Raw genomic sequence first — 25,340 nt, 5'->3', positions numbered from 1 at the left:
CAGGATAAACAGCGGGAGGCGAAGAGGCACACGGACCATTCCCCCGAAGGTCCGTTTCCCCGTCGCGGAACACCCCGTCCGCCGGTCCAAAACTCGTCCGCGCTGGCAGGTCTCCCGGCTTGCGGAGCAGGGCTTTTGGCCCTTCGATCCCCGCCTTCCCGATCCCCTGGGGGATCAGTGGCTTCGGGCATCTCTCCGGTCACGGTCGCGGGGGCGGCTGCAGTTTGGAGCCGAATCTTGTCGATTCGGACCCTATCGCATTCCCTCTTCGCCTGTCATAGGACAGGAACCAACGCCGGGCCACCATTTGCCCCCGGCCGCCTCTTGTCAAGCCGAAGGACCCTGTCAGATGACGCCTGAACCGGATACCCAAACGGCCGAGGAAACCGACGCCCGCCACGCCGCGAAAATGGCGAAAATCAAGGTCGCCCGCGACAAGATCATGGCGACCAAGAGCGGCGAGAAGGGCCTCATCATCGTCCACACCGGCGCCGGCAAGGGCAAGTCCTCCTCCGCCTTCGGCATGATCGTCCGCTGTGTCGCCCATGGCTTCCCCTGCGCGGTCGTGCAGTTCATCAAGGGCGCCTGGGACACCGGCGAACGGCGCCTGCTCACCGGCCATTTCGGCGAGCTTTGCCAGTTCCATGCGATGGGCGAAGGTTTCACCTGGGAGACGCAGGACCGCGCCCGCGACATCGCCGCAGCACAGGCCGGCTGGGCGAAGGCCAAGGAGCTGATCTCAGATTCCAATCTGCGCATGGTCGTGCTCGACGAGATCAACATCGCGCTGCGCTATGACTATCTCGACATCGCCGAGGTCGTCGAATTCCTGAAAACGCACAAGCCACCGATGACGCATGTCGTGCTCACCGGGCGCAACGCCAAGGACGAGTTGATCGAGATCGCCGATCTCGTCACCGAGATGACGCTGGTCAAGCACCCCTTCCGCTCCGGCATCAAGGCGCAAGCCGGCGTCGAGTTCTGAGCACGGCCCCAGGTTCTGAAAACACCATGGCGCGCGCATTGATGATCCAGGGTGCCGGCTCGGACGTGGGCAAGTCGCTCATCGTCGCCGGCCTCGCCCGCGCCTTCACGCGGCGCGGCCTGCGCGTGCTGCCCTTCAAGCCGCAGAACATGTCGAACAACGCGGCCGTCACTGTCGACGGCGGCGAGATCGGTCGCGCCCAGGCGCTTCAGGCGCTGGCCGCCGGCGTCGAGCCGCACACCGACATGAACCCGGTGCTGCTGAAGCCCGAGACCGATGTCGGCGCACAAATCATCGTCCAGGGAAAGCGGATCGCGACCGCGCGGGCGCGTGAATATGCAGCGATGAAGCCGTCGCTGATGGGCGCGGTGCTGGAGAGTTTTGAGCGGCTGAAGGCGCGCGCCGATCTGGTGCTGGTCGAAGGCGCCGGCAGCCCGGCCGAGGTCAACCTGCGCAAGGCCGACATCGCCAATATGGGCTTTGCACGCAAGGCCTACGTGCCGGTCGTGCTGGTCGGCGACATCGACCGCGGCGGCGTCATCGCCCAGCTCGTCGGCATCAAGACGGTGATCGACCCCGACGATGCCGCGATGATCCAGGGTTTCGTCATCAACAAGTTCCGCGGCGATCCCTCGCTGTTCGACGACGGCTATAGACTGATCGAGCAGAAGACCGCGTGGCGCGGCCTTGGCGTGCTGCCCTGGTTCGCGCGCGCCGGCGAGCTGCCGGCCGAGGATGCGCTGGGCCTGAGCGATGCGCGCAAGCCGGGCCAATGCAAGATCGCCTGCCTCGCGCTATCCCGGATCGCCAATTTCGATGATCTCGATCCGCTCAAGCTCGAGCCTGGCGTCGATCTCGTGATGGTGCGGCCGGGCGAAGTTATCCCCGGTGACGTCCGCCTCGTCATCATCCCCGGCTCGAAGTCCACCCGCGGCGATCTCGCCTTCCTGCGCGCGCAGGGCTGGGACATCGATCTCCTGGCGCATCATCGCCGCGGCGGCCATGTGCTTGGCCTCTGCGGCGGCTATCAGATGCTCGGGCGCAGCGTCGCAGACCCCGATGGCATCGAAGGTCCTGCCGGCGACACGCCGGGTCTTGGACTTCTCGACGTCGCCACAATGATGAGCCCGCAGAAGACGCTGACGCGCGTCGCGGCCGTGCATGCCGCCACGGACCAGCCGATCGACGCCTACGAAATCCACATCGGCCGCACCGACGGACCGGATCGCGCGCGCCCGTTTGCAAGACTGGATGGGGAGCCGGAGGGTGCGATCTCCAGCGATGGCCGCGTGCAAGGCAGCTATCTGCACGGCCTGTTCACGTCGGATGATTTCCGCAAGGCGTATCTCGCAAAGCTCGACATTCCGGCAGGCGACGAGCCTTATCACAGCAGGGTCGAGAGCGCGCTCGACGCCCTCGCCGATCACATCGAACAGCATCTCGACGTCGGCGGCCTGCTCGCGCTAGCGCGCTAGCGCCTCGGCAAGGCGCGTCCATTCGGCTTCGCTGCCGGGAAGCCCGAGGCGCAGCCATGCCGGCTCTTTCGCGAATACGCGCGACCAGATTTGGCTACGCGCCAGTTTCTCCTGCGCAGCAAGCGCATCAGGCGTCTCGTAGAGACGAAACAGCGGCGCACCACCGACGAGCCGCCAGCCTTGCGACTGCACGATGTCGTCGAGGCGGGCACAGTCGCGTGCGAGCCGCGCGGACGTGGCCTCGGCCCAGGCGTCGTCGCGCAAGGCGCGGCAGCCGATCGCGATCGCAGCTCCCGACACCGGCCATGGCCCCGACATCGCCGCGAGCTTGGCGATGTCGGCCGCATGGCCGAGCGCAAACCCAAGCCGCAGGCCGGCAAGACCATAGAACTTGCCGAAGGAGCGCAGGACCAGCAGTCCAGGCCGATCCGCCCCGGCTGCGAGCGACAGCTGCGGGGCAGCATCGGCAAAACTCTCGTCAATGACGAGACGGCCGACGCGCGGCAGCAACGCCAGCAAATCCTTTGGCGCAAAACGCCGGCCATCGGGATTGTTGGGATTGACGACGACGGCGAGATCCGCGCCCGCCAGCGCGTCGAGCTCGCCGACCTCCTGGACATCCCAACCCGCAATCGACAAGACCCCGGCATATTCATTGTAGGTCGGCGCGAGGATGCGCGCGCGGCCGGCTGGCGCGAGTTGCGGAAGCAATTGAATGGCGGCCTGCGCACCGCCCATCGCGACGAGCGGCGCGCTTGTGCCGTAGGCGTGCTGCGCCGCCTGATGCAGGCTCTCGATCTCGGCGCGCGACGGCAGCGCGTTCCATGCGCGCGCGCTCACCTCGCCCACGGGATAAGGCAGCCGGTTGATCCCGGTCGACAGATCGATCCAGTCTTCCGCGCGCCCGCCAAAACGCTGCTGGGCCAGATCGAGATTTCCACCGTGCTCGCGCATGCCCCGTTCTTTCACGCGAAGGCCAGGATCGCAAGGATGCCGGCGAGCAGCAGCATGGCGCGGCGGTAGATCGTCAATCCCCGGCTGATGTCCGCGGCGAGCGGATCGCGCGCGCCTTCGTTGAGCCAGGGCTCGTTGGTAATGCTGCCGTGATAGATGCGGGGGCCGCTGAGCCGCACACCAAGCGCCCCGGCCATGGCCGCCTCCGGCCAGCCGGCGTTGGGCGAGCGGTGACGGCGCGCATCGCGCGTCATGCAGGACAGCGCTTCCGATCGCCGCGACGCCAACAGGACGAACAGAAAGCCGGTCAGGCGCGCCGGAATGAAGTTGGCGACATCGTCGATGCGCGCGGCGGCCCAGCCAAAAGTTTCGTGGCGTTCGCTGCGATGACCGATCATGGAGTCCAGCGTGTTGATCGCCTTGTAGCCCAAAATGCCGGGCAGTCCGAACAGCGCGCCCCAGAACACCGGCGCCACGATGCCGTCGGAGGCGTTCTCGGCGAGGCTCTCGATCGCCGCGCGCGCGATGCCGGCTTCGTCGAGGGTCGCGGGATCGCGTCCGACGATGCGCGACACCGCTTCGCGCGCAGCGGCGATGTCGCCGGCCAGCAACGGCTTCGCGACGGCAGCGACATGATCATGGAGCGAGCGCAAGGCGACCAGCGGCCAGGCCAGGATGCCGACCAGCACGATCTCGATCCAGCCCCAGGGAAGCAAGGACTGAAGCGCCCAGCCGAGCGCAGCCGAGAGCACGATCACCACGAGCGCGCCGGCAACACCGGCGGCGCGGCGAAATGCCGGCGGATCGGACGCGCGATTCCAGGCGGCGTCGATGGCAGAGATCAGCCGGCCCAGCCAGGTCACGGGATGGCCGATCCGCGCGAACAGCCACGACGGCCAGCCCAGCAGGGCATCCACCGCCATCGCTACTGCCATCGCCCCCGCAAAGCCCACACCTGCCTCCTGTCCCGCCCCTGTTGCGCAAAGCACGGCCCGAGCGCAAGCCCCCGGCTGCCTGATTTCGGCTTTGTCTTTGGCCACGATTGGTGATTAGTCAGGCCCACAGGAGACTTTCATGGCCGTCATCTTGATCACGGGCGGAGCACGATCGGGCAAGAGCACCCACGCAGAAAAGCGCGCGCGCAGCTTTCCGGGCCAGCCCATCTACATCGCGACGGCCGAGGCGCTCGATGCCGAAATGGAGGTGCGCATCGCCAAGCATCGGGCCAAGCGCGCGGCCGTCGACTGGATCGAGCGAGAGGTACCACTCGATCTCCTGCAAGCTCTGATCGAGACCGATGGCGCCGGCCCAAGGCTGGTGGATTGCCTGACCTTGTGGCTCTCCAACATCATGCATGCGGGGCGTGACTGGGAACACGAACTCATGAAGCTCGCCGCTTTCATGGGCGGCCAGAAGAGCCCCGTCATTTTCGTCACCAACGAGGTCGGCCTCGGTATCGTGCCCGACAACGCGCTGGCGCGCAGCTATCGCGACGCCGCCGGAATCATGAACCAGGTCATCGCGGCGGTTTCCGACGAGGTCGAGTTCGTCGTGGCCGGCCTGCCGATGAAACTGAAATGATGCCGCGCGCCGAGCTTTTCAAAGAGATTATCGCCGACCTCAGGATGGCGGCATCGTTCGTGACGATCCTCCCCGTCGCATCGTCGAAGTCCGCGGCTGACGGCGCCATCGCGCGATCGACCTGGGCACTCCCCGTCGCGGGACTGATGGTCGGCCTCGCGGGCGCCTTGGTCTACAAGGTCTCCAGCCGGTTCGGACTGACACCGAACCTCGCCGCCCTGCTCACGCTGGCCGCGACCGCGCTCATCACCGGCGCGCTGCATGAGGACGGCCTTGCCGATACCGCCGACGGGCTCGGCGGCGGCCGGACGCGCGAACGCAAGCTCGAGATCATGCGCGACAGCCGGATCGGAACCTATGGCGTCTGCGCGCTGATCCTGTCGTTCGGTCTGCGCTGGAGCGCGCTCGCGGCGATCGCCAATCCCTGGGCCGTCGCGCTCGCGCTGTGCGCCGCGCACACTGCTGCCCGCGCGGGCGTGCCGGCTTTCATGTCGCTGGTCCCGCCGGCACGGCCTGATGGACTGTCGGCAAGCGCGGGATCGCCGCCGGGCCGCAGCGTCGCCATCGCCTTCGCTGTTGGAACGCTCGCCCTCGCACTCGCGCTCGGGCCTGGCAAGGCGCTGGTCAGCCTGATCCTGCTGTCCCTCGCCGGCTTGATGCTGGCGCGGCTTGCGATCCGCCAGATCGGCGGGCAGACCGGCGACATCCTCGGCGCATTCGAGCAGACCGGCGAGATCCTCATTCTGCTGGTGGCGGCATCCTTCCGGATGGGAGGCTGATCTCATGGTCGAGTTCGACGACACCTTCCGTCAGCACTTGCGCGAGCTGTTCGTGTGGCGCCGCGACGTGCGCCGCTTCCGCGCCGATCCGCTGCCGGCCGGCGCCATCGATCGCCTGATCGAGACCGCCTGTCTCTCACCCTCGGTCGGCCTGAGCCAGCCCTGGCGCTTCGTTGTCGTTGAAGATGCCGCACGACGCCGCGACGTGATCGACGACTTCAGGGCATGCAACGCCGATGCGCTGAACTGTTACTCCGGCGAACGCGCCGCGCGCTATGCCACACTAAAACTGTCCGGTCTCGAACAGGCGCCCGGTCACCTCGCCGTGTTCGCGGACAAGGCGAGCGACATCGGCCACGGCCTCGGCCGCGCGACCATGCCGGAGACGACGGAATATTCCGTGGTCGCCGCGATCACCGCGATGTGGCTCGCCGCGCGCGCCGACGGCATCGGCATCGGCTGGGTGTCGATCCTCAATCCGGAGCGCGTTCACACCACTCTCGACGTGCCTGAGACCTGGAAATTCATCGCCTATCTCTGCATCGGCTATCCGGAAGTCGAATGCGACCAGCCGGAGCTCGAGCAGGCGAAATGGGAACACCGGCGCGGCGCGGAGGAATTCACGCTGCGGCGTTGAGGCGCCCCCGCTCCATCCTCCGTCATTGCGAGCGTAGCGAAGCAATCCAGGCTGTCTCCGCGGAGGGATTCTGGATTGCTTCGTCGTACCAGCGCAAAATTGCTTTGCAATTTTGTCGCGGGCTCCTCGCAATGACGACGGAGAGAGAGGCGGCTTGTCGCTACGACCTGCTCTTGCCGGCGGCAGCCGCCACCGGCGCAGGGCTCTCCTGCTTCTGGAACATCAACAACGGTCGGAAGATGACGCGGCCATAGGCCTCGTAATGGTTCTGGGTCGAGACGGCCATCTTCAACGGCGTCGCGTAATTCGCCTCGAACGTCATGAACGACGCATAGGTCCATGAGAAGCCGACGCCGACCGAAGCGAGCTCGGTAACCCCCGGGAATGTCGAATAGACTGCGCCCCAGTCGGTGAAGATGTAGGTGTCGAACCCCTTGAGCCACGACGACCAATTGTAGTGCAGCTCGGCGTTGAAATAATAGCCGCTGTCGCCGGATGCGGAGTTGGAGGGATAGCCGCGCACGGTGGTGGGACCGCCGATCGAGAATATCTGGTCGCCCGGCAGCAGCTTTTCCTGCGTGTACTGCCAGCTCGCCAGCACATTGGCGCTGAAATTCTGCGGCCCCGCCGCGCTGGTCGCGATCAGCGAGCCGGTATAGGTGTTGAACGCGCGGTTGTTGCCGAGCACATAATCATGCCAGGTGATGTAGTTCACCGCCGGCGAGACCGTGATCGAATAGGTGTTGCCTGAATTGGTCACCGAGAGCCCGGCGGTGGCCTTGTCGTAGTGGTCGTCGGTCACGGAGACCGTGGCGAAGCGGCTGACCGTCTTGCCCTCGGTCTCGGCGGCGTTGAGCAATATCAGCCAGTTCTGCGTCACCCAGACCGGCTGGCTGAAATTGACCGCGGCCTGGCTCGAGCGTCCTGTGACGTCGAGCGCGACGAACGGTCCCTGGATGATCTTGATCTTGCCTTCGGTATAGCTGACGCCGACGCGGCCACCCCAGGGATTGACCGGAATGCTGTAGGCGGCGTTGCCGTTGAGATTGCCGTCGGCGCGGACGCCGTAGAAGGTCAGGCGGTCGTCGACGCCGAACAGGCCGTGGCGCTTGTAGAAGGCTCCGCCCTCCCAGCGCCCGGTGTTCTCCGCGCCCTGGTTGTCGGTGAAGAGTTGCAAGGTGTCGACCGGCGGCTCGATCACGGCGAACTGGAGATCGGTCAGGCCAAAACTCGTGCCAGGCTGGAGCAGCGCCTTGATCTGCACGTCGTTGGTCCGGTTGAACCAGATCACGTCGCGATTGAGTTTTGGAACGTCGAGGACCTCGCCTTCGGGCTCCTTCACGCGCTGAAGGATGTAATCGGTGCGGGTCTGCTTGTTGCCCTCGATGGTCGTCTTCTGGAGCCGGCCCTCGGTCAGCTTGATCTTGACCACACCACCTTTGGCGTCTTGATCGGGCAGCGTCGCGATGCCCGTGACGATGCCGCGCTCGGTGTAGATGGCGTTGATGTCGGCAACGAGCTGCAATAGCGCAGCGATGTCGACGTTCTTGCCGACATATTTCTTCGCGATCTCGTCCAGCTCTGCCGGCGTGATGAACTTGGATGCGTCGAACTCGACCTTGCGCAGGCGGAATTTCGGCCCCCCCGGCTTCAGCAGCTGGGACTTTTCCCGCGCACCGCCGATCACCGCGGGACCGGTGAGCTTGGGCGGCGCGCTCTGCCGTTCGAGCTGGCGGCGCTGCCGGTCGACGTCGTTCTGGATCACGCCGGGATTGATCGAGGGCACTTGCGCGCGCGAAGGGGCGATGCAGCAAGCTGCAAGCCCCACCCCCAACGCTGCCCCCCAAATCCGCATCCCGAATCTCGTTACCATGCCTGTGCGAGACGGCCAACGGACGGCTTCGCCGTCTCGACCGCCGCATCCTTCCAGCCCGGGCGACCCACGCGCTGCCCCTGACGGCGCAGCTTGCGCAGGTCGCTCAGTCCCTCGATGTTGACGGCGGGACCGGAGCCGATGGTCTCGACCGGACGCGGCGTCAGCAGCGCATCGAGCCGCGCCTGGCCGGAGAGACCGAGCAAATAGAACGTCCCGCCATCCTTCTTCGCGAGCCAGGTCTCGATGCTCTCCTTGCCCTCGCCGTCGACCGGGATGTTGCGCACCATGCTGGCGCCGGTGAAGTCGTAGCAGCAGGTGTGCGTCGGCCCGTAATTGGTGACGCTCGCCGAGACGTCGCCGGTGTAGAACACCACGTAGGCGTTGCTGACATTGGCGTTGCCGATCTGGCTCATCGTGAACACGCCGCCCGGCTGGTAGAGCTGGAGCGTCGGCCCGTTGGTCGGCACCAGCGTCCGGTTGTTCAGGAACACCTGCTGGGTGGCGGTGGTGAGCATGAGCTGGCCCGGGACATAGCCGTTCAGGATCGTGACCGCATGCGCGTCGGTCCAGAAGTTCGCGTCCACCACCCTGAACTGATTGACGATGATGCTGTCCGGGTCGATCGAGATGTTGGCGGACTTCGCGACGCCGCCGTTATAGCCGGTGATGTTCATGATCAGCGGGATCGCCGGATTCGAACGGATCTGCTCGCCCCTGACGTTGATCGTGTCTGCCGCCAGGTCGAGCTCCCGGACGACGCTGACCCAGTTGATCGTCAGGTCACCCGACGACGTCATCTTGACGATGTCGCCACTGATCCGGTCGAACGAGACCGATCCGGCCACATCGAAACGCGTCTCGCCGTTGGCGGTGATCGATCCGCCGCGGAGCGAGCCCGTGTCGGACTTGACGTAGAGGTCGCCGGCATCGCCCGGGATACCGGTCGTGGTAAGCTGGCTGAAGACGATATCGTTGACGGCATGCAGGGTCTGCGTGCCGCCGCTGATGGCGGTGCCAACGGTGATCCCTCCGGCCGTCGCGGTGACGTCGAGCGTGCCGCCCGCGCTAAGATTATCCCAACGAACGACGGTGCCGCTCAGGACTGCGTTGCCGGTCGTGGCCGTGAGGTTATGACCGGTGTTGGTCCCCGCCGCGATCAGCCTCGCCGAGCCATTGGCAGAGACCGAGCCGAGCGTCGGCACGCCGCCTGACATCACCGTCTGCGCGAGGATGAAGCCGTTGTCCGCGTTGACGTTGATGCTGCCGGCGTCGCCGTTGATGCCCGTCGTCGTCAGCGCGTTGAACGTCACGTTGTCATGGGCGTGGATGGTCTGCGTGCCGCCGCTCTGCGCGGTCTGGAACGTGATGCTGCCCTGGCTTGACGTCACGCCCAGCGTCGTGCCGACATTGAGGACATTCCAGTTGACCGGACCGCTCGCGGTCAGCAGGCCCGAGCCGGTCGTGGCGGCGAGCGTGTTACCGGTGATGGTCGTGGCCGCAAGCAGCGTCGCCGAGCCGTTGGCCGAGACCGAGCCCTGGCTCGTCACGCCGCCAGACGTCACCGTCTGCGCCAGGATGAAGCCGTTGTCGGCGGTGACGTTGATGCTGCCGGCATCGCCGGTGATGCCGGTCGTCGTCAGCGCATTGAACGTCACATTGTCATGGGCGCGGATGGTCTGCGTGCCGCCGCTCTGCGCGGTCTTGAAGGTGATGCTGCCCTGGCTTGCCGTCGCGCCCAGCGTCGTCCCGGCGTTGAGCGTGTTCCAGTCGATCGGGCCGGTCGCGGTCAGCACGGCCGAGCCGGTCGTGGTGGCGAGCGTGTTGCCGGTGACGGTCGTCGCCGCGAGCAGCGTCGCCGAGCCGTGGGCCGAGACCGAGCCCAGCGTGGTCACGCCGCCCGACACCACGGTCTGCGCCAGGATGAAGCCGTTGTCGGCGGTGACGCCGATGTTGCCGGCGTCGCCGGCATTTCCGGTCGTCGTCAGCGACTTGAACGTCACGTTCTGGGTCGCGTGGACCGTCTGCGAGCCGCTGCTGTCGGCGGTCCCGATCACGATGCTGCCGTTGTTCGCGACGGCACTGAAGCTGCCGCTCGCGCCGGTCGCCGTGCCCGCCAGCACCTGGTCGAGCGTCAGCGCGCCGGTGCCGACGATGTCCACGTTGCCCTTCACCGCGGAGAGCAGGCTCGCCTCGGTGTCGGTCAGCGCCTTCAGGTAGATGCCCCCGGCGCTCGCGCTCGCCGACAATTGTACGGCGTTGAAGGCGAGCCGGCTCGTGGCACTTCCGATACCGTTCGATGCACTCAGCGACAGCTCGGCGCCCGCGCCGGATGCGACGAACCTGGTCTGGCCGTCGCCATTGTCGAGGATCGCGCCAAGCGAGGCGACGCCACCGGCAGTGACGATGATCGAGGGCGCGTTCGAGGCCGCCGCATAGGACAGCGACGAGTTCAGCTGGCCGATCGTCGCATCGCCCGTGGTGGTCACCGAAATCAATCCGGCCGCGTTGATGGCCGAATAGGCGCCCATCGTCAGCGTAGCGGCGACCAGGGTCACGCCGTCCGAGCCGCTGGTCGCAACCACCGGCGCAGCGCTGGTGCCGGCGACGAAATTCATGCCGCGGTTGGCGAGCAGCTGCATCAGGCCGCCGCTGGTGATGTCGGCATTGACGGTGAGCCCGCCGCGCGCAGCGTTGAGCGTCAGCGCGCCGCCGGCCGTCAGCATCCCATAGGTGCCGCTCGTGCCGACCATGAGATCGCCAGTGACGGCGAGGATGCTGAGGTCGCCGACCGCCGAGCCGGTCACCGCGCCGGAGATATTCACCTGGAGCGGCTGGAAGGTCGAGCCGTTGAAGCCGATGTTGCCGCCGGCGCGCAGATCGAGGTCGGCGCCCAGGATGTGGATCGCCGTACGATCGGTGAAGCCGGCCTCGGCATAGATGCTGCCGGTCGCGGCGAGCTGGATCGCATTGCCGGCGGCGATGTTGCCGAGAATGAGATCGCCGGTGGTCTGCTTCAGGTAGATGCCCTGCGCCGACGAGACCTGGTCGAGCTGATCGTTGGACGGATCCGCGAACGCGATCTGGAGCGCGTTCGTATTGTTCGCGGGGTTGCTTCCGGCGGCCCCCGAGGGGGCACCGACATTACCGTGCTCGGCGATCAGGGTCAGGTTGCCGATATCACCTGAGATCACGGCCCCGCTTGCGTTGGCGGAGATGCTGTTGACGGCGTCGAGCTTGACGTCGCCGCGGCCGGTCACCTCGATGCCGTTGGCCTGCGCGGCCGCGATCGGGCCGTAGTTCGCAGTGACGCCGCCGAGCGCGAGGCTGTTCTTGCTGCCGAGATAGATGTTCGTCAGCGCCTTGGCCGAGATCGCGATCGGGTTGTCGACGACGACGAGGTTCTGCTGCGACAGGCTGACCGTATAGGTCGTGACATGGGTCGTCGGGTCCGTGACCGCGCCGACGGTGAGCTGGCCGGGACCGGCGGTGGCGAGCAATCCCCTCTGCTCCGGCGTCAGCGACGAGGAATCGACGCTGGTGAAGGTGAACGTCTGGGGCGCTGCCGAATTGCCGACCGAGCCGCGCGGCGCGTAGAGCATGATCTGGTTGGCGCTGACATTGGCGACGACGTTCTCGTCGATCGGCGGCGGCGCCGCGCCGACGGCCGACGACGACACCGTGTAGGCGAGCTGGCTCTGCGTCCACTGCGAGCCCGCGGTGATGATGCTGTAGACCCGCTCGGTCGATGCGAGCGTGTAGCTGTAATTCGCGTTATAGGCGCCAAGCGCCGTCTGCAGCGCCGTGTTGCTCGGCATGCGCTGATTGGCTGTCGCCACGCCGTCAAACAGCTTGGTGAACAGGGTCGACGACAGCGAGCTGCCGAACACGGTCCCCAGCGGATCTGTGGGCGCGCTGCCCAGCAACGTCGTCAGCGAGGTCTTGAGCTCGTCGGTGGTGATCTTGCCGAGCAGGAACTGGTCCCTCAGGAACCGCGTCGTGGCCTCGGTCTTCATCTGCGTCGTCGTGACGTTCGCGGGATCGATGCCGAGCTTGGCAGCCACCTGCGCCCGCAGCACCGTCTGCCCCACCGAGGTCGGGTTGTAGGTGCTGCCGTTCGGGAAGGCGATGTTCTTGAGCTGGAAGTAGTCGTTGTAGGCCGACGTCACCATCGACTGGTAGCTGTTGACGGCGTTGGTGGCGGCATTGCCGCTGAGCAGGTCGAGGCTCGCCTGAACGTCCTGAAGATGCTGGCTCTGCGCCTGGGTCAGACCAACCGCCGCCCGGCCGTTCAGGATGTTGGCCGGGTTGTTGTCGGAGCCCGCCGCCTCAAGGAAGACCGGGCCACCGGTCGACTGGACCGTGCCGAGGCGCAAATCGCCCTTGGACTGGATGATGTAGGTGCCGGTGGCCGAGGCGCTGTCGAGAACACCACCATCGACGCTGCCGTTGGCCTGAATCGTCCCCGTCGCCTGGATCACCAGCGGATTGATGTTGGTCAGGGTGGATGCGCCATTGACGACGGCGCTCTTCGCGCCGATCGCACCGGAGGTGGAGTTGATCTCGATGTTCTTGCCGATCACGACGGGGGTGCCGACGTTGTAGGCGGACGCCGAGTTGATGTCGCCCGTCGCCGAGAGGAAGACGCTGCCTTGCGGCGTAGCGCCCGCCGAATTCACCTTCACCTGGTTGATCGACAGCGCGCCGATGGCCGAGATCGCGATGTCGCGGTCGATCGAGCTCGCGGTCAGGCTGCCGCCATAGAGCTGCACCTGGACGGGCGCCTTGGTGGTGCCGAGCGTGCCGATACCGCCGTCACCCCGAAGCGTCACGCTCGTCCCCGAGATCACCGGGTTGTTGGCATTGGCGGCGACCGTGATGGACGAGTTGGCGCCGGTGGCGGCAAGCGTCGTCGTGCCCTGCTGGTTGTTGATCGACCCGTTGATGACGATGCCCGAGGTCGAATTGACCACGACGTCGCTGCTACTGCCGCCGATGAACTTGATGTTGATCGGGTTCGACGCCTTGACCGTGTTGGTCAGCGTGAGCGTCAGGTGATCATAGATCGCCTGGTACCAGTTGTACTGGGCGTCCGCGCCGCAGCACGCGTTGGAATGGGTGTTGAGTCCAACGGGGCTCCCATCCGGGTTCACGCCTCCCGCCCAGTGATAGCTGCCTGTGGCGGTGGTGACTTTCTGATAGTTGCTGCTCTGCGTGCCTGAAACCAGGTTGGTCGAGCGGGTCCAGTTCTCGCCGGTGACCTGATTGGGCGTGAAGCTCCAGCCGTAGTCGAACTGCGTGCTGGTGGGTAGACGATCCAGCGTCGCGGTGTCGACCCATTGATAGAGCATGTTCTCCTGCGTCCGGTACTGGACGCCCGCCGTACCGGTCCTGGCCGTAAGCATCGACGGGTCGATCGCGGCCGCAGTGACACTGTTGGTCTCGTACCGCGACACCTGCTGACTGCTTGCAGCCTTGGGATCGTAAACCCACCACGTCGTCTTCCCCTTGAGCTGGTCGACGATCTCGACCACGCTCTGGGCAGTGACGCTGGTATTGATGGTGTTGGTGACCAGCTGGAGCCCGCTGGTGTTGTTGACGGTGACCGTGCCGGCGCCGCCTTTGATCTCGATGTTACCCTGGGTCTGGGTGCTGTCGGTCGAGGTCGAGATGATCTTGCCGTTGAGGTAGACGTAGCCGCCGGCGCCCTGCGCCACGCCATTCAGGATGAGCTGGTCGGTGAGAGCGTTGTACCTGACCCCGATCTTGGCGTCGCCGCTGGCCGACGCCGTCACGGAGCCCGAGATGTCGTAATAGACGCCGTTCCGCGCATTGGCCTGGGCCGCGGCAAAATCCGCGCCGCCGTTGCGGTTCTTGAGGCCGTTGCTGCCGTAGATGGCATCGTACGCCGCGGCGCCGATGGCGACCGAGTAATTGCTGCTCGAGCCGGCCTGGATGGTGCCGTTGATGTTGATCACCGACGCCGAGATGATGACCGCCTGGCCGCTGATGGTCCGGGTGGCAGTCGCGGTGGCCGGCGCGTCCGCGGTCTTCGGCGTGATCGCATCCGGCTGGATGTTGATCACCTGGAAGAAGCCCGAGCTGTCGCAGGCTGACGCACAGTTGAACGGCGTCTTGTACGGACCGCTATCGGTGTAGACGTTGCGGCCGTCATAAGTCGTTTTCTTCCACTGCGCGAGCACGACATTGGACGAGTCCTGCGACTGCCCCTCGATGATCTTGAGGGTCGCGATGTCAGGCACGCTGCCGGCATCGGGAGTGCTGGTGTTCCCAGGCGTACCCCTGCCCACCGGCAGGAAGATCGATGAATAGAGCGAGGTGCCGTCGTAATACGTCATCAGCATGCGCGCGGTGAAGATCGTGCTGGCGTCGGCGTTGCCGACGGGTTGATACACGCCGTGGCTGCCGTCGGTGCAGCAGTAATAGAAATAGGGGTGATCGGTTCCCGAAGCGATATGCGGAGCGGTATAGTAGTCGCCGTAGGCGCCGAGATAGGTCGCCGCCGTCATCACCGCGGTCAGCGTGTCTTCCGGCCTGTTTTCAGTGGTGGCCCATTGCGAGGTGACCGCGCTGCCGCTGTCGTAGAAGCTCCCGATACCGCCGAGGAAGGTGAAGGTGCCTTTGGGCACCACGATCTGGACGGTCGCGGCACTGAGCGACTGCGATGCGACGACGCTGCCGAGATTGTTGATGATCTTGAGCAGGCCGTTCGCGTTGTTGACGGCGCCGTTGAAATAGATGTCGGGCGTGCGGGTCAGCACGTTGCCGTTCTGGTCGATGCCCTGACCACTGTCGGGATCCAGGCGGTTGTAGGTGGCCGAGACGTCGATGACCGGCGTCGCGCTCGGCATCGCGGTGAAGGTCACGTTGGAGTGAGAATCCGGGTCGACATGGTCGATCTGACGGTAAGTGATGTTGCCTCCGGTCACATCGGTGACCGTGAGATTGCCCAGGCTCATGAAGTCGAGGCCCTTGTTCTCGATCTTGATCAAGGGCGAGCTGCGCGCCATGACCGCGGGCGCTGCGGGATTCGTCCCGCTGTTGCCGGTGAGCTTCTGGGCCAGGATCGAGACGTTGCCGGCGGACACCATGATGTCGCCGAACGCGAAGGCGTTGCCGGGCGCGTCGGAGGTAAACGGCGCCTGCTTGATCAACGTGTCGATCTGGCGCTGTTTGTCGCCGGTCGGATCGGTGCCGGACGGCAACATGCTGGCAGGCGCCGTGGGCGTCGCCGCCGCGAGCTGGGAGCGGACCTGCGACTCGGTCAGTCCGGTCAGCGACGCCAGCTGGTTGACCACCAGCTGGTAGGGATTGAAGTTGCCGACGACGGCGTACTGGACCGTCTGGTGGTTCCAGCTCATCACTGGGCTCAAGTGATTGACGTCGGGGACGAGCTCGAGGACCGACGAAGAGCCGTTTGTCAGCAGGGTATACGGACTGGTCGTGCTCAGTGTCGGCGCGGCCGCACCGAGCTCGATCGTGATCGTCAAATCGTTGTTGACGCCGGCCACCACCAGGCCATTGAGCGCGACATCGCCGGTTCCGCTGGTGTGGCTGTGGTTGTCGCTATTCTTGGCGCTGAAGATGTCCAGATACGGATTGTAGTTGCTGCCGTTGCCGGCCGCCGTGACCTGCCCTTGCGTTGCGCCGAGATAGATGTCACGCGCGCCGAGGATGCTCGACGTGGGGGCCAGCGTCAGGCTCGTGGTGTCGTCGGCATTGGCCGTGCCGCGATAAAGCGTGGAGATCGGAACGGCGGTGTTGTTGTAGACGACCGTCGTCGCCGTCGCCTGCACGCTGCTGAAGACGGTGCCGTCGCCGGCGAGGCCCGCGTAGATGGTGATGTCGCGCCAGGCCGCGATCTTCGCGTTGTCGCCGACATTGACGGACTGGTTGGCGTGGACCCAGCTGTTGGTGCTGGCGCCGACGCCCGCGATCGCGCCGTAGAGGCTGGCATTGGCGTTGTTCGCCGCCGCCATCTTCGCCGCCGTGCCGATATAGATCTTGCCCACGCTGAACAGCTCGCGCGCATTGATGTTGACCGCGAGCGTGGCGTTCGCCGTCATGTTGGATTCGGCGCCGCCGCCGGCGAAGAAGCTGGCCGTGGCCAGGCTCGCCGTATCGTTGGTGTTCAGCGTGTTGTAGGCCTCGATATTGATGAACGCCGCCGACGTCCGCGGATCGCCGTTGAGGCTCAGGACCGTGCCGGCCCCGATATTTGTGTTGACGTGCTGGGTGACGGTCGAGGTGCTGAGTGCGGCTGCACCCGAGAACGAGCCGCCGGAGCCCGACCGCGCGCCGCCGCCGCCCTGGTTGACGATGTCGTTGGCGATGACGACCATGTTGCCGCCCGCCGAATTGATGATCAGGTGCGTTCCGATCTCGGCAGTGGTGGTGGAGTCGACGTCGTTCTGCGCCTTGCCGGCGGAGACACCGGCCGTCGAGGCCTGATAGGCGTCGCCGCTGGCGGCGTAATTCGTGGTGTGCTTGGCATTGATGCGGAGGCCGCCGAAATAGAGCGTGTCATCCGTCGTGCCGCCGTCGAACCGTGCGTTGGTCACGGCGGTCGAGCTGGTCGTCGCGACCGCCGCCGCGCCGGCATAGGTGCCACCCGCGCCGACCGTCGCGTTGGAGACGTTGGTATCCGTACCGGTGGCCGTGATCCGGAGGATGCCCGTGTAACTTCCGTGATTGAGATTATCCATGTCCGCCGGCGCACCCAAATAGGCGTAGGTGTGCGCGTTCGACGACGTCTGCGCGACGGTAGCACCGAGCGCCAGGAAGCCGCTCGAAAGGCCCGTCCCCTCGGCGTATTGGGCGCTGTCGTTCTCGGCCGCGATGGTGACGTCGGCGTTGGGAAGCCTGATCCCCGTCCCGCCATAGGCGCTCACCGTCGCGTTCTCGGACGCCACGGCAAGGCTACCCTGTGCGCCGATCAGCGAGCCGCCGCCGCCGGCGAGCGCCTTGGCCCACGTCGTGGTGCCGACGGTCGGAACCAGCGCCATGGCGGTTACCGCGAGCGCACCGCCCGAGAAGCTGACGTTGTCGCCGACATCGGCCGTCACCGTGGCGCCGACCGTGGACTTGGCGATGGCGACGCCGACGGCACCGCCACCGACCGAAACGCCGATTGCCTCGCTCGACAGGTTGGGCGCGATCGACGCCGACACCAGCGTGCCGACGCCGGCCGCCGACGTCGTGATCGAGGCACTGCTGCCGATCTCCGCCAACACGGACGAGTTCTCGTGGGCCTCCGCATCCGCACCGACGCCCGCGACGATGCCGCCACCAAGTGCTGTGGACGTCGTGGTCAAGGTGCCGGCGCCGCTTGCTCCAACTGCCAGAGTCGTGACGTTGACGGCGGAGCCGTTCAGAACCCTCGCAGCGACCGAGCTCGTTCGGCTTGCCGACGCGACCGAAGCGCCGACAGCCACGGCGCCGCCGGTGACGCCGCCGGTGAAGACCACCTGGGTCGTCGAATCCTGCGCCATGACCGCGGCGCCAGTGCCGGCGCCGCCCGTGCCGGTGATCTGGCCGCCAAGCATCGCCACCACGGAGTTGCTGACATTGCCGACCGCGACAGCCGCATCGGCGCCGAAGTAAAGCGCCGCACCGCCGGCGATCGCCTCGGTGTCGATGGTCTTGCCGGCATAAGGTCCAGTCGTCGCGTCCTTGACGACCGCCGCAACGGTGACAATCGGTGCCGAGACGGCCAAAGGCGTATCTGCAGCCACCAGCACGCCGGAGCCGTTGCGTCCGTAGTCACTCAGATTGGCGAGCACGGTGCTGTTGACGCTGGTGTAGCCAATGCCGGCCCCGATGCCGACGTTTTTCGCAAAGCCGGCGCCGAGCAGATACATCTTGGCCGCATTGGCGCTGGTGGCAGTGACATTGACCTGCGTACCTGTGACGTTGCCGCCCGCGATCTGCGCGACGACGGCGTCGTTGCCGCCGCTCAGCACGCTGCTGACGTCGTAGGTCGAACTGACGTTGGCGCTGTTCGGATTGCCGGCCGTGCCGCTGGCGACCGCGTTGCTGCCTTGCGTATGGTTGGTGCCGTTGTTCACGGACGCGATGGTGCCGTTGTTGCCCTGATTGAGCTGGCCGGTCTGCTGGCCCTGGGTGTCGGCATCGGCGGTGTTGGTGCCGATGATGATGACGCCGACCGTCGCGCCGATACCGACGCTGCCGCCGATGCCCGCGGTGACCGCGTAGGACAGCACCTCCTTGGTGCTGAGCGCATTGACGTTGATCGCGCCAGCCGAGTTCAGATTGCTGTTGCGGCTTTCCGCAATGGTCTGGCTCTTGAAGCTGATGACGTTGGCGGCGGCGCCGATGCCGACCCCTGCCCCGCTGGCGCCAACCGCGAGCGCCCCCGCGATCTCCTTGATCGCCACGTCCTCGGTCGCGTTGATGGTGACCGCGCCAGCCGCACCACCCGTCACCGATTGCAATGTGGTGTCGTAGACGCCGGCGATGGTGGTGTTGTTGGCGATCTCGATGTTCGCCATGCCGGCGATCGCCGCCGTGCCGGTCGAGAGCGCACCGCCGATCGCATAGGCCTCGAAGCGGTTCTTGGTGGTGGCCTCGACGTCGAGCGCGCCGCTCAGATTGAGCGCGGTCGTGTGTGCAGCGCCATTGCCCTGATAGTGGAATTCGTCGCCGACATAGGCCTCGGTCCGGTTCGAGGAGACCTGGACCAGGAACGCCGCGCCGATCGCGGCCTGGCTGCCATAGGCGCCGGAGCCGTTCGCGGAGAAGATGCCGGTGTTGTTGGTGGCGTTCACCGTCAGCGATGCGGCCGTCAGCGCGCCACCATCGACGTAGGCTTCCGTCGTCGCCTGGAAGACGTTCAACCCGACCGAGCCGGTGTTGAAGCCGATCGCGATCGAGGACGCGTCCTGCTCGGCATTGGCCTTCACGGTGACGGCGCCGACCGTCGCGCTCGACGACTGCACGCCGCCGACAGTCGAATTGGTGATGTAGGCAAACGTACCGCGCTGCATCGTGGTGCTGATGATGGTGGCACCGCCGCCGCCGTTGCCGGTGGGAGCCACCATGCCGGCACCGAACGCGCCGGAATAGGAGAAGCTCGACGCCGCGACCTCGATCTGTGGCGCCAGCGTCGACGACGTCAACCGCGTGTCAATCGCGGCACTGTCGATATAGGCCCTGGTCTCCCCACTCATCACATTGGTGATCGGGTTGATCATGATGGCGATGCCGCTGCTCGCGGCGACCGACGCGACGTTGGTCACGACCGCCTGGTGCGAACTCGCGACCACGGCCAGGCCGCGCAGGATGTCCTGGTTCTCGGAGAGATCGGGCGTCGAGTCGGTCGGCGCGTGGGCGGCTCCGAGATCGAAGGCATGCACCAGCGTGCCGTTGTTGACCGACAGCGTATCGGTGGTGCTGGTCCCGAGCGCGTCGACCTTGGTGTTCGCCCCGCTGATATAGGCCGCCGTCGTCCCGGTGATCTGGTTGGTCACCAGCGAGCCTGCGCCGCCGGCTCCGCCTTTGCTGATCGACACGGCACCGGCAAACACGGCCGCCTTGTCGTTGTTGCCGGCGATCACGACGACGTTGTTGGTGGCGGTGACGTCGGCGCCGTTGATCCCATTGGTGCCGGCGGCGGTGATGCTGGCGGTGACGTTGGTGCCCATCAGATTGGTGGCGACCGAACCGGCCAGCCCGACCTGCGAGGACATCGCGATACCGACGGCGACGGTCGAGATGTTGGCGTTCGAGTTCGCACCGACGGCGACGCTGCCCGAGGCGGTCAGCTTGGACCCGGTGACGCCGGCGCTGACATTGTTGGCGATGCTGCTGTAGACGAGCGCCAGGCCCGCGGCGCTGCCTTGCGTCGAGGCGCCCGCGACGGCGGCAGTTCCGGTAATGCTGGAATTGTCGGTCGCGTTGACTGAAATGTTGCGGGCCGTGACGGACGATTGCGTCGTGCTGGACTGGTTGTTGCCGATCGCCGCCGAAACGGTGTTGGAGATGCTGCTGATCGTGGTGCCGCCGACGCCGGCGAACTGTCCGGTGGCAAGACCGAAGCCGATCGTGACCGCCTGGATCTTCGAGGAATCGACCGCGCTCACGCTGACATTGCCGTTGCTGCCGGCCGTCATCAGGACGTTGGCGATATAGGCCGAATGCGTGGTCGCGATCGTGTTGTAGACGATCGAGGCGTCGACATTGTTCTTGCCGGCCTGGATGAGGCCCGCGACGGAAACGATGCTGGCGCCCGGACCATTCCCCGTGCCGTCGTTGAGCGCGGCCGCGCTGAAGTCGATGCAGTTCTGCCCGCCCGTGCCACCGGCGACCGTGCAGGTATCCGACGCGAGAAGATTGTTGTTCGACTTCTTGACGAGGTTGCCGAGCGCAGTGTCGAGCGCCGACACCGCGCCGCTGTCCGCCAGCACCGTCACGCGGCCGACATTGATGCTCACCGTCGAGCCGCTGTTGATATAGGCTGTCGTGGTCGGCGTGATCTCGCTGACGACGATCGCGCCGGCAAGTCCGTTGGCGCTGGCCCCGCCCCCGCCTGAGGCCGCACCGGCCGCAATCACGCTGGCGCTGTCGGCCATCACCAACAGGGTGTCGTAATTCGAGATCGCCGTGCTGCGGATATGCGCGTCGGTCGCGTTTCCGCCGGTGGGATCGGCGATCGAGGCATAGGTCAGCCCGATGCCGACTCCGGCCTGGCCGCCCGATATATAGAGAGAGCCGCCGCCGATCGCGATGTTCGTGGTCTGGTAGGCATCGACCTCGAGCGCCCGGTTGACGCCGGACGCCTGCCCCGTGATCGTCGAGCTCTCGATATAGGCGTTGGCGCTGTCAGTGATGATGCCGACGGAGGCCGACAGCGACGCTGAATTGGATTTCGATCCCGCCACGCCGATGGCAACGACGGTCTCCGAGCCGCCATTGAGCGCCTGCACCGTCACCGAACTCTGGTTGTTCATGGTGGTGCCGTAGATATAGGCGAGCGTCGCATTGTTCGACATCGCCGCCGCGATCGCGCCGCCGATCGCAGCCCCCGTGGCAGACCCTCCGGCCAGATTGAGCGCCGCGGAGCCGGAACCATTGTTGAGCATAGTGTCGTTCAGCGCCTGAACGATCGTGTTGGTCAGCACGGCGCCGGTCGTGGTGTACTTGTTGACCGTCGTGTTCCTGATATAGGCGCTGGTGCCGAGCGAGACGTCGCTCACCGACGAGCTGCCGGCGAGATCGAGGCTGAAGCCGCTCGTGCTCGATCCCGAGGTCGAACCAATCTTGCCCGCCGCCGTCGTCACGCCGGCGGTGCCTCCGGTCGAGGCGGCGCCGGCAGCGCCTGCCTTGTCGGAGAAACTCGACGACGCCGGATCGGAGACGGCTGCCGCGACGGCGGCCGCCGTGATGCGTCCCGAAGTGGTCGCGCTGAGTGTCAGATTGTCGACATTGACCGCCCCGCTTCCGCCGCTGGTGCCGGCGAACGGATCGTTGGCGCTGAACACGCCGGGCCGGATGTCGGAATGGTTGTCGCCGATATAGGCGGAGGTGTCGGTATTTGCGCCGAGATAGGCGACCGACAAGCCGACCGCCGAACCGCCGCTCCCGTTATAGCTCATCGCGCCGGACAGCGTCACGACCGACAGATCCTGCTGCGCCAGGATGCCGACGGTCGGGGCATAGACGGTGGCCTGGCTCGAGATCGACGCGTGCGTCGTGTTGTTCAGGAAACCGAGCGAAGTGATGCCGTTCAGCGCCAGCGTGCCGGCAGCCTTGCCGGACGACGGTGCGACAGCGACGAACCGGTCGGAAGTGATCGCGTTGACGGCGATGTCGTCCGCCGCACGCAGCGTCGCACGGTCCGAAACGCCGGCGATGGTATTGGTGTTGAACTGGACGAGATTGAGCGCGCCGCCGACGGAGGAGCCGCCCGAGGTGTTGCCGAACAGGAAGCCGAGCGTGCCGACGTTGCCGGCGGCATCGATCGACGCCGTGGTCGTGGTCGCCGCGATCTGAATGCTGGCGTTGTAGGTGTGGACGTCGCCATTGTCCATGCCGGCCGACCAGCTGCTGCCGCAGGTCGCGGTCGTGCAGGTCGCAGTCAGGCTGGCGGAACCGGCCACCCACGCCGTCGTGTTGTTGTTCACCACGAAATGGTTCAGCGAACCTGCGATGCCGATCGTGTCTCCCGCATCAGCCGTGGCGTTGGCGTAGCTGGTCAGGATGTTGCCGCCGACGCCGAGATTGCCGTTGAGATGGCTCAGGACCGCACCCAGCCCGTCCCACTTCAGCCAGGTGTTGGTAATCGGCAATTCGGTGGTGGCATCGACGGCGATATTGGCCGCGTTGATCAGGGTCCCGTTGCCGACGTAGGCGTTCGAATTGTGGGTGAAATTGCCCCAGGCAACGGCTGCACTGATCGCCGTCCCCTCGCCTGTCGACACGTCCTTCGTGATCGCGCTGGACGTCGCATTGCTGCGAACGCCGCGATCGATGACGTTGCTGGCGACAGCGACGTTGCCGCTGGCATAGATGCTCGGCGCGCCGCCGCTCGGATTCTGCGCGATCGCAGCGGTCGCGCTCTGCGTGCTGTTGGCCAGCGAGAGCGCGCCTGCGACCTTGAAATCGAAGCTCAGCGGCACCAGCGAGGTCATGTGGTCCATGACGAAGTGCGTCGGCGAAGCGACGTTCGAGACCGCGAATTCCTGGATCGCCGCGACCAGCGCCGGCAGGCCGGCGATGGCCGAGGCCATCGTGGAATTGCTCGTGGTGTCGGACGTCGCCTCGACCAGAACGGAACCGTTCATCCGGTCGCCGGCACTGGTTCCGAGCGATGCGCCGAGCGTCGCGGTCGCAGACGTCGTGACGTCGCTGATGGCGACCGCGGCGCCGACAGCGCCGCTCGCATTCGGCCCGCTCGCCGCAACCGACGTTGCGCTGGTCGAGAACGAATTATTGTTGATCGCGCGGACCTTCAGGGTGCTGCCGCTCGTGTTCACCGTGCCCGCGGCAATATGCGCACCGGTCGCGACATTGGCGGTCGTCGTCACCGATCCCGTGGAATAGGCCACCGTCGGGACGATCTGCGCGCTAGTCGACGCTGCGACGGCGGAGACGGCGATGGTCGCATCATTGAGCGCCTTGATCTCGAGGTTGCCACCGGCGTTGACCGTCGCACCCGAGGCCACGTTGGTCGTGGCAGTGCCGTCGATCTTGCCGACGACCACGCCGGCCGCGACAGGCGTGAGGCTGCCGAGCAAGGTGGTGGCGACCGCCGGATCCGACACGGTCTCCGTTGCGTGTGCGGAAATTGTGACATCGCCGCGCCCGTTGATGTCGGCATGGCTGTTGATGTTGATGGTCGCCGTGGCGCTTGCGGCGAGATAGCCGCCATTGAGCCCGAGCACCGAGGCGGCAAGCGTCGAGCCGACGAGCGCAAAATCACCGGCCACAGAACCGTTCAGGAAGCTCGACACGGCCGTCGAGGTTGCGGTGATCGAGACGATGCCGCCGGTAATCTTGCCGTCGACCGTGATCGCCGTCGCGGCGGTGGCCTGGCCGGACAGCTTGATGTCGCTCGCCGTTGCCCTCAGCGTCACGTTGCCGTCGGCGTAGGTGGTCCCGCCGAAGTTGACCGACTGGGCCAGGATCTGCGCGCCATTCATGATCTCGATGTTCGGCGCGTCGATGATGACGTTGTTGGCGTTGCCGGTCGAATGGCCGGAGCCATCGAGACGGCGGGCATCGATCATCGCATGCGCGGCCAGCGTGATGGAATGATCGGCCTGGATGAGGTAGTCGGCACCGGCGCTGAGCCCGGCGAGCGCATTCACGATGGAGCTGTTCGACAGCGTCACGCCGGTGTCGCCCTGGGCGGCATCACCCACGACCACGTCGGTCGGGTCGATCAGCAGCGTGCCGGCCTTGCCGTTGTCCGCACTGAGATCGACCTTGATGCCTTTCCCAATGTCGATGATCCCGTTCGCGCTGAAGTCGACGAGACCGGCATTGCCCGTCTTCGCGCTGGCATCGAACCTGGCGCCGCCCGCGACGGTCAGGTTCTGCGCCGCCTTCAGGCGGATCTCTCCGGCATTGCCGTTTGCGCTTGCGATGTTGAGATTGGCCTTCTTGCCGACATCGATGTTGTTGCCGGCCTGAACCGTGATGTTGCTCGGCGTCGCGCTCTTGCTCTGCGCAGTGAGGCGTCCGTTGATCCTGGCGTTGTTGACGGCGCCGATATGGATCGAGCCGTTGCTCACGGTGATCGCGCTGGCGCTGCGCAGACCCTTGGAGTTGACGGAGGCTGCGAACTTCGCGGCGTGGTCGAGATTGGCGATGTCGCGCTGGCTGGCGCCGCCGACAAAGACGTTCTGCCCGGTCAGGCGCACACCGTCGATCGCGTTGATGCGGCCATAGATACGGATGTTGCCGTCGGGCGAGACAGGGAACGAGCCCGCCATCAGATTGCCGACCGCCGACTGGTTGATCTGCCCGCCTGCGCCGATCAGGCTGTCGGTGAACTCGCGTGTCGGCGTCGAGACGTTGAGGCTGCCGACATTCACCGTGCCGCTGCGGCCGACCACGAACCCCTTGGGGTCGGCGAAATAGACGTTACCGCCGATCGCGCCGTTCATGTAGGAGTTCAGCGTGCCGTTGACGTAGACCGGGGCGTCGCGAACGATGTTGACGAGGTTCTGCGTGCCGGTCGGCAGCTGCAGATTGACGGTGTTGCCCTGCCCGACGCTGAACTGCGAGAACGAGTTGAAGGCGTTGTTGCCCGAAATCGTCGACGTCGTGACGTTGGTCACGCTGCCTGATGTCTGAAGGCTCGTCCCGGTGCGGCCGTCCGGGGTGATCACGTTCGCCGTCTGCGCCTGCAGGCGGACGCTGAACACCGGCAGGAAGACCATCTGCATCGCGCAGAGCAGCGACATCGAGCGGAAGCGTGCCAGCCTCCGCAGCGTCGTCAGCTCGTCATTGCGTCGCGTCGCAGATGGTCCGCGCATTTCATATCCTCTTCATCGGCATTCGCGCCGATCCA

Annotated in this window: 9 protein-coding genes and 1 riboswitch; of the genes, 5 read left to right on the top strand and 4 right to left on the bottom strand. The window is 65.9% G+C overall.

Translation table 11 applies throughout. From position 1 onward, the window contains the following. Positions 1–87 precede the first annotated feature (87 nt). A riboswitch (cobalamin riboswitch) is annotated at positions 88–309 on the bottom strand. A 40-nt stretch (positions 310–349) separates the two neighbouring features. Next, positions 350–985: a cob(I)yrinic acid a,c-diamide adenosyltransferase gene (gene cobO, locus ABIB99_RS21115; RefSeq protein ID WP_208072288.1), complete on the top strand. Its 636-nt coding sequence runs from the start codon at positions 350–352 to the stop codon at positions 983–985. A gap of 26 nt (positions 986–1,011) precedes the next feature. Then, positions 1,012–2,460, top strand: a complete 1,449-nt coding sequence (locus tag ABIB99_RS21110) for a cobyric acid synthase (RefSeq protein WP_354177435.1) — start codon at positions 1,012–1,014, stop codon at positions 2,458–2,460. On the opposite strand, the gene cobD is transcribed toward ABIB99_RS21110, so the two are convergent. Together cobD and cbiB are read right to left on the bottom strand one after the other, a co-directional pair. After that, on the bottom strand, positions 2,449–3,414 hold the full coding sequence (cobD, locus tag ABIB99_RS21105; protein WP_354177434.1) for a threonine-phosphate decarboxylase CobD: 966 nt from the start codon (positions 3,412–3,414) through the stop codon (positions 2,449–2,451). The genes ABIB99_RS21110 and cobD overlap by 12 nt on opposite strands. An 11-nt stretch (positions 3,415–3,425) precedes the next feature. Then, the gene (gene cbiB / locus ABIB99_RS21100; protein WP_354177433.1) at positions 3,426–4,349 is read right to left on the bottom strand and encodes an adenosylcobinamide-phosphate synthase CbiB; all 924 of its coding nucleotides are present in this window, start codon (positions 4,347–4,349) and stop codon (positions 3,426–3,428) included. A gap of 139 nt (positions 4,350–4,488) precedes the next feature. Between cbiB and cobU the strand changes: the two genes are divergently transcribed. The 3 genes from cobU to bluB are packed head-to-tail and all read left to right on the top strand — an operon-like array spanning position 4,489 to position 6,411. Beyond that, on the top strand, positions 4,489–4,995 hold the full coding sequence (cobU, locus tag ABIB99_RS21095) for a bifunctional adenosylcobinamide kinase/adenosylcobinamide-phosphate guanylyltransferase (RefSeq protein ID WP_166097946.1): 507 nt from the start codon (positions 4,489–4,491) through the stop codon (positions 4,993–4,995). Then, complete coding sequence (gene cobS / locus ABIB99_RS21090; protein ID WP_354177431.1) at positions 4,992–5,774, top strand: adenosylcobinamide-GDP ribazoletransferase; 783 nt, start codon at positions 4,992–4,994, stop codon at positions 5,772–5,774. The genes cobU and cobS overlap by 4 nt, the downstream gene beginning before the upstream one ends. A gap of 4 nt (positions 5,775–5,778) precedes the next feature. Further along, the gene (bluB, locus tag ABIB99_RS21085) at positions 5,779–6,411 is read left to right on the top strand and encodes a 5,6-dimethylbenzimidazole synthase (RefSeq protein WP_071915467.1); all 633 of its coding nucleotides are present in this window, start codon (positions 5,779–5,781) and stop codon (positions 6,409–6,411) included. A gap of 160 nt (positions 6,412–6,571) precedes the next feature. Here the strand turns inward: bluB and ABIB99_RS21080 are convergent, their stop codons facing one another. Further along, a complete protein-coding gene (locus ABIB99_RS21080) occupies positions 6,572–8,266 on the bottom strand; it encodes a ShlB/FhaC/HecB family hemolysin secretion/activation protein (RefSeq protein WP_354177429.1) in 1,695 nt (564 codons plus the stop codon). Positions 8,267–8,277: 11 nt separating this feature from the next. Next, complete coding sequence (locus ABIB99_RS21075; RefSeq protein WP_354177427.1) at positions 8,278–25,305, bottom strand: leukotoxin LktA family filamentous adhesin; 17,028 nt, start codon at positions 25,303–25,305, stop codon at positions 8,278–8,280. Between the last annotated feature and the right edge of the window lie 35 nt (positions 25,306–25,340).

Origin of the sequence: Bradyrhizobium sp. LA6.1 (assembly GCF_040547805.1) — a bacterium.
In the GTDB taxonomy this organism is placed as follows: Bacteria; Pseudomonadota; Alphaproteobacteria; order Rhizobiales; family Xanthobacteraceae; genus Bradyrhizobium; species Bradyrhizobium barranii.
Note: the sequence above shows the minus strand (reverse complement) of the source record. Positions and strands in the feature narration are given on the sequence as shown.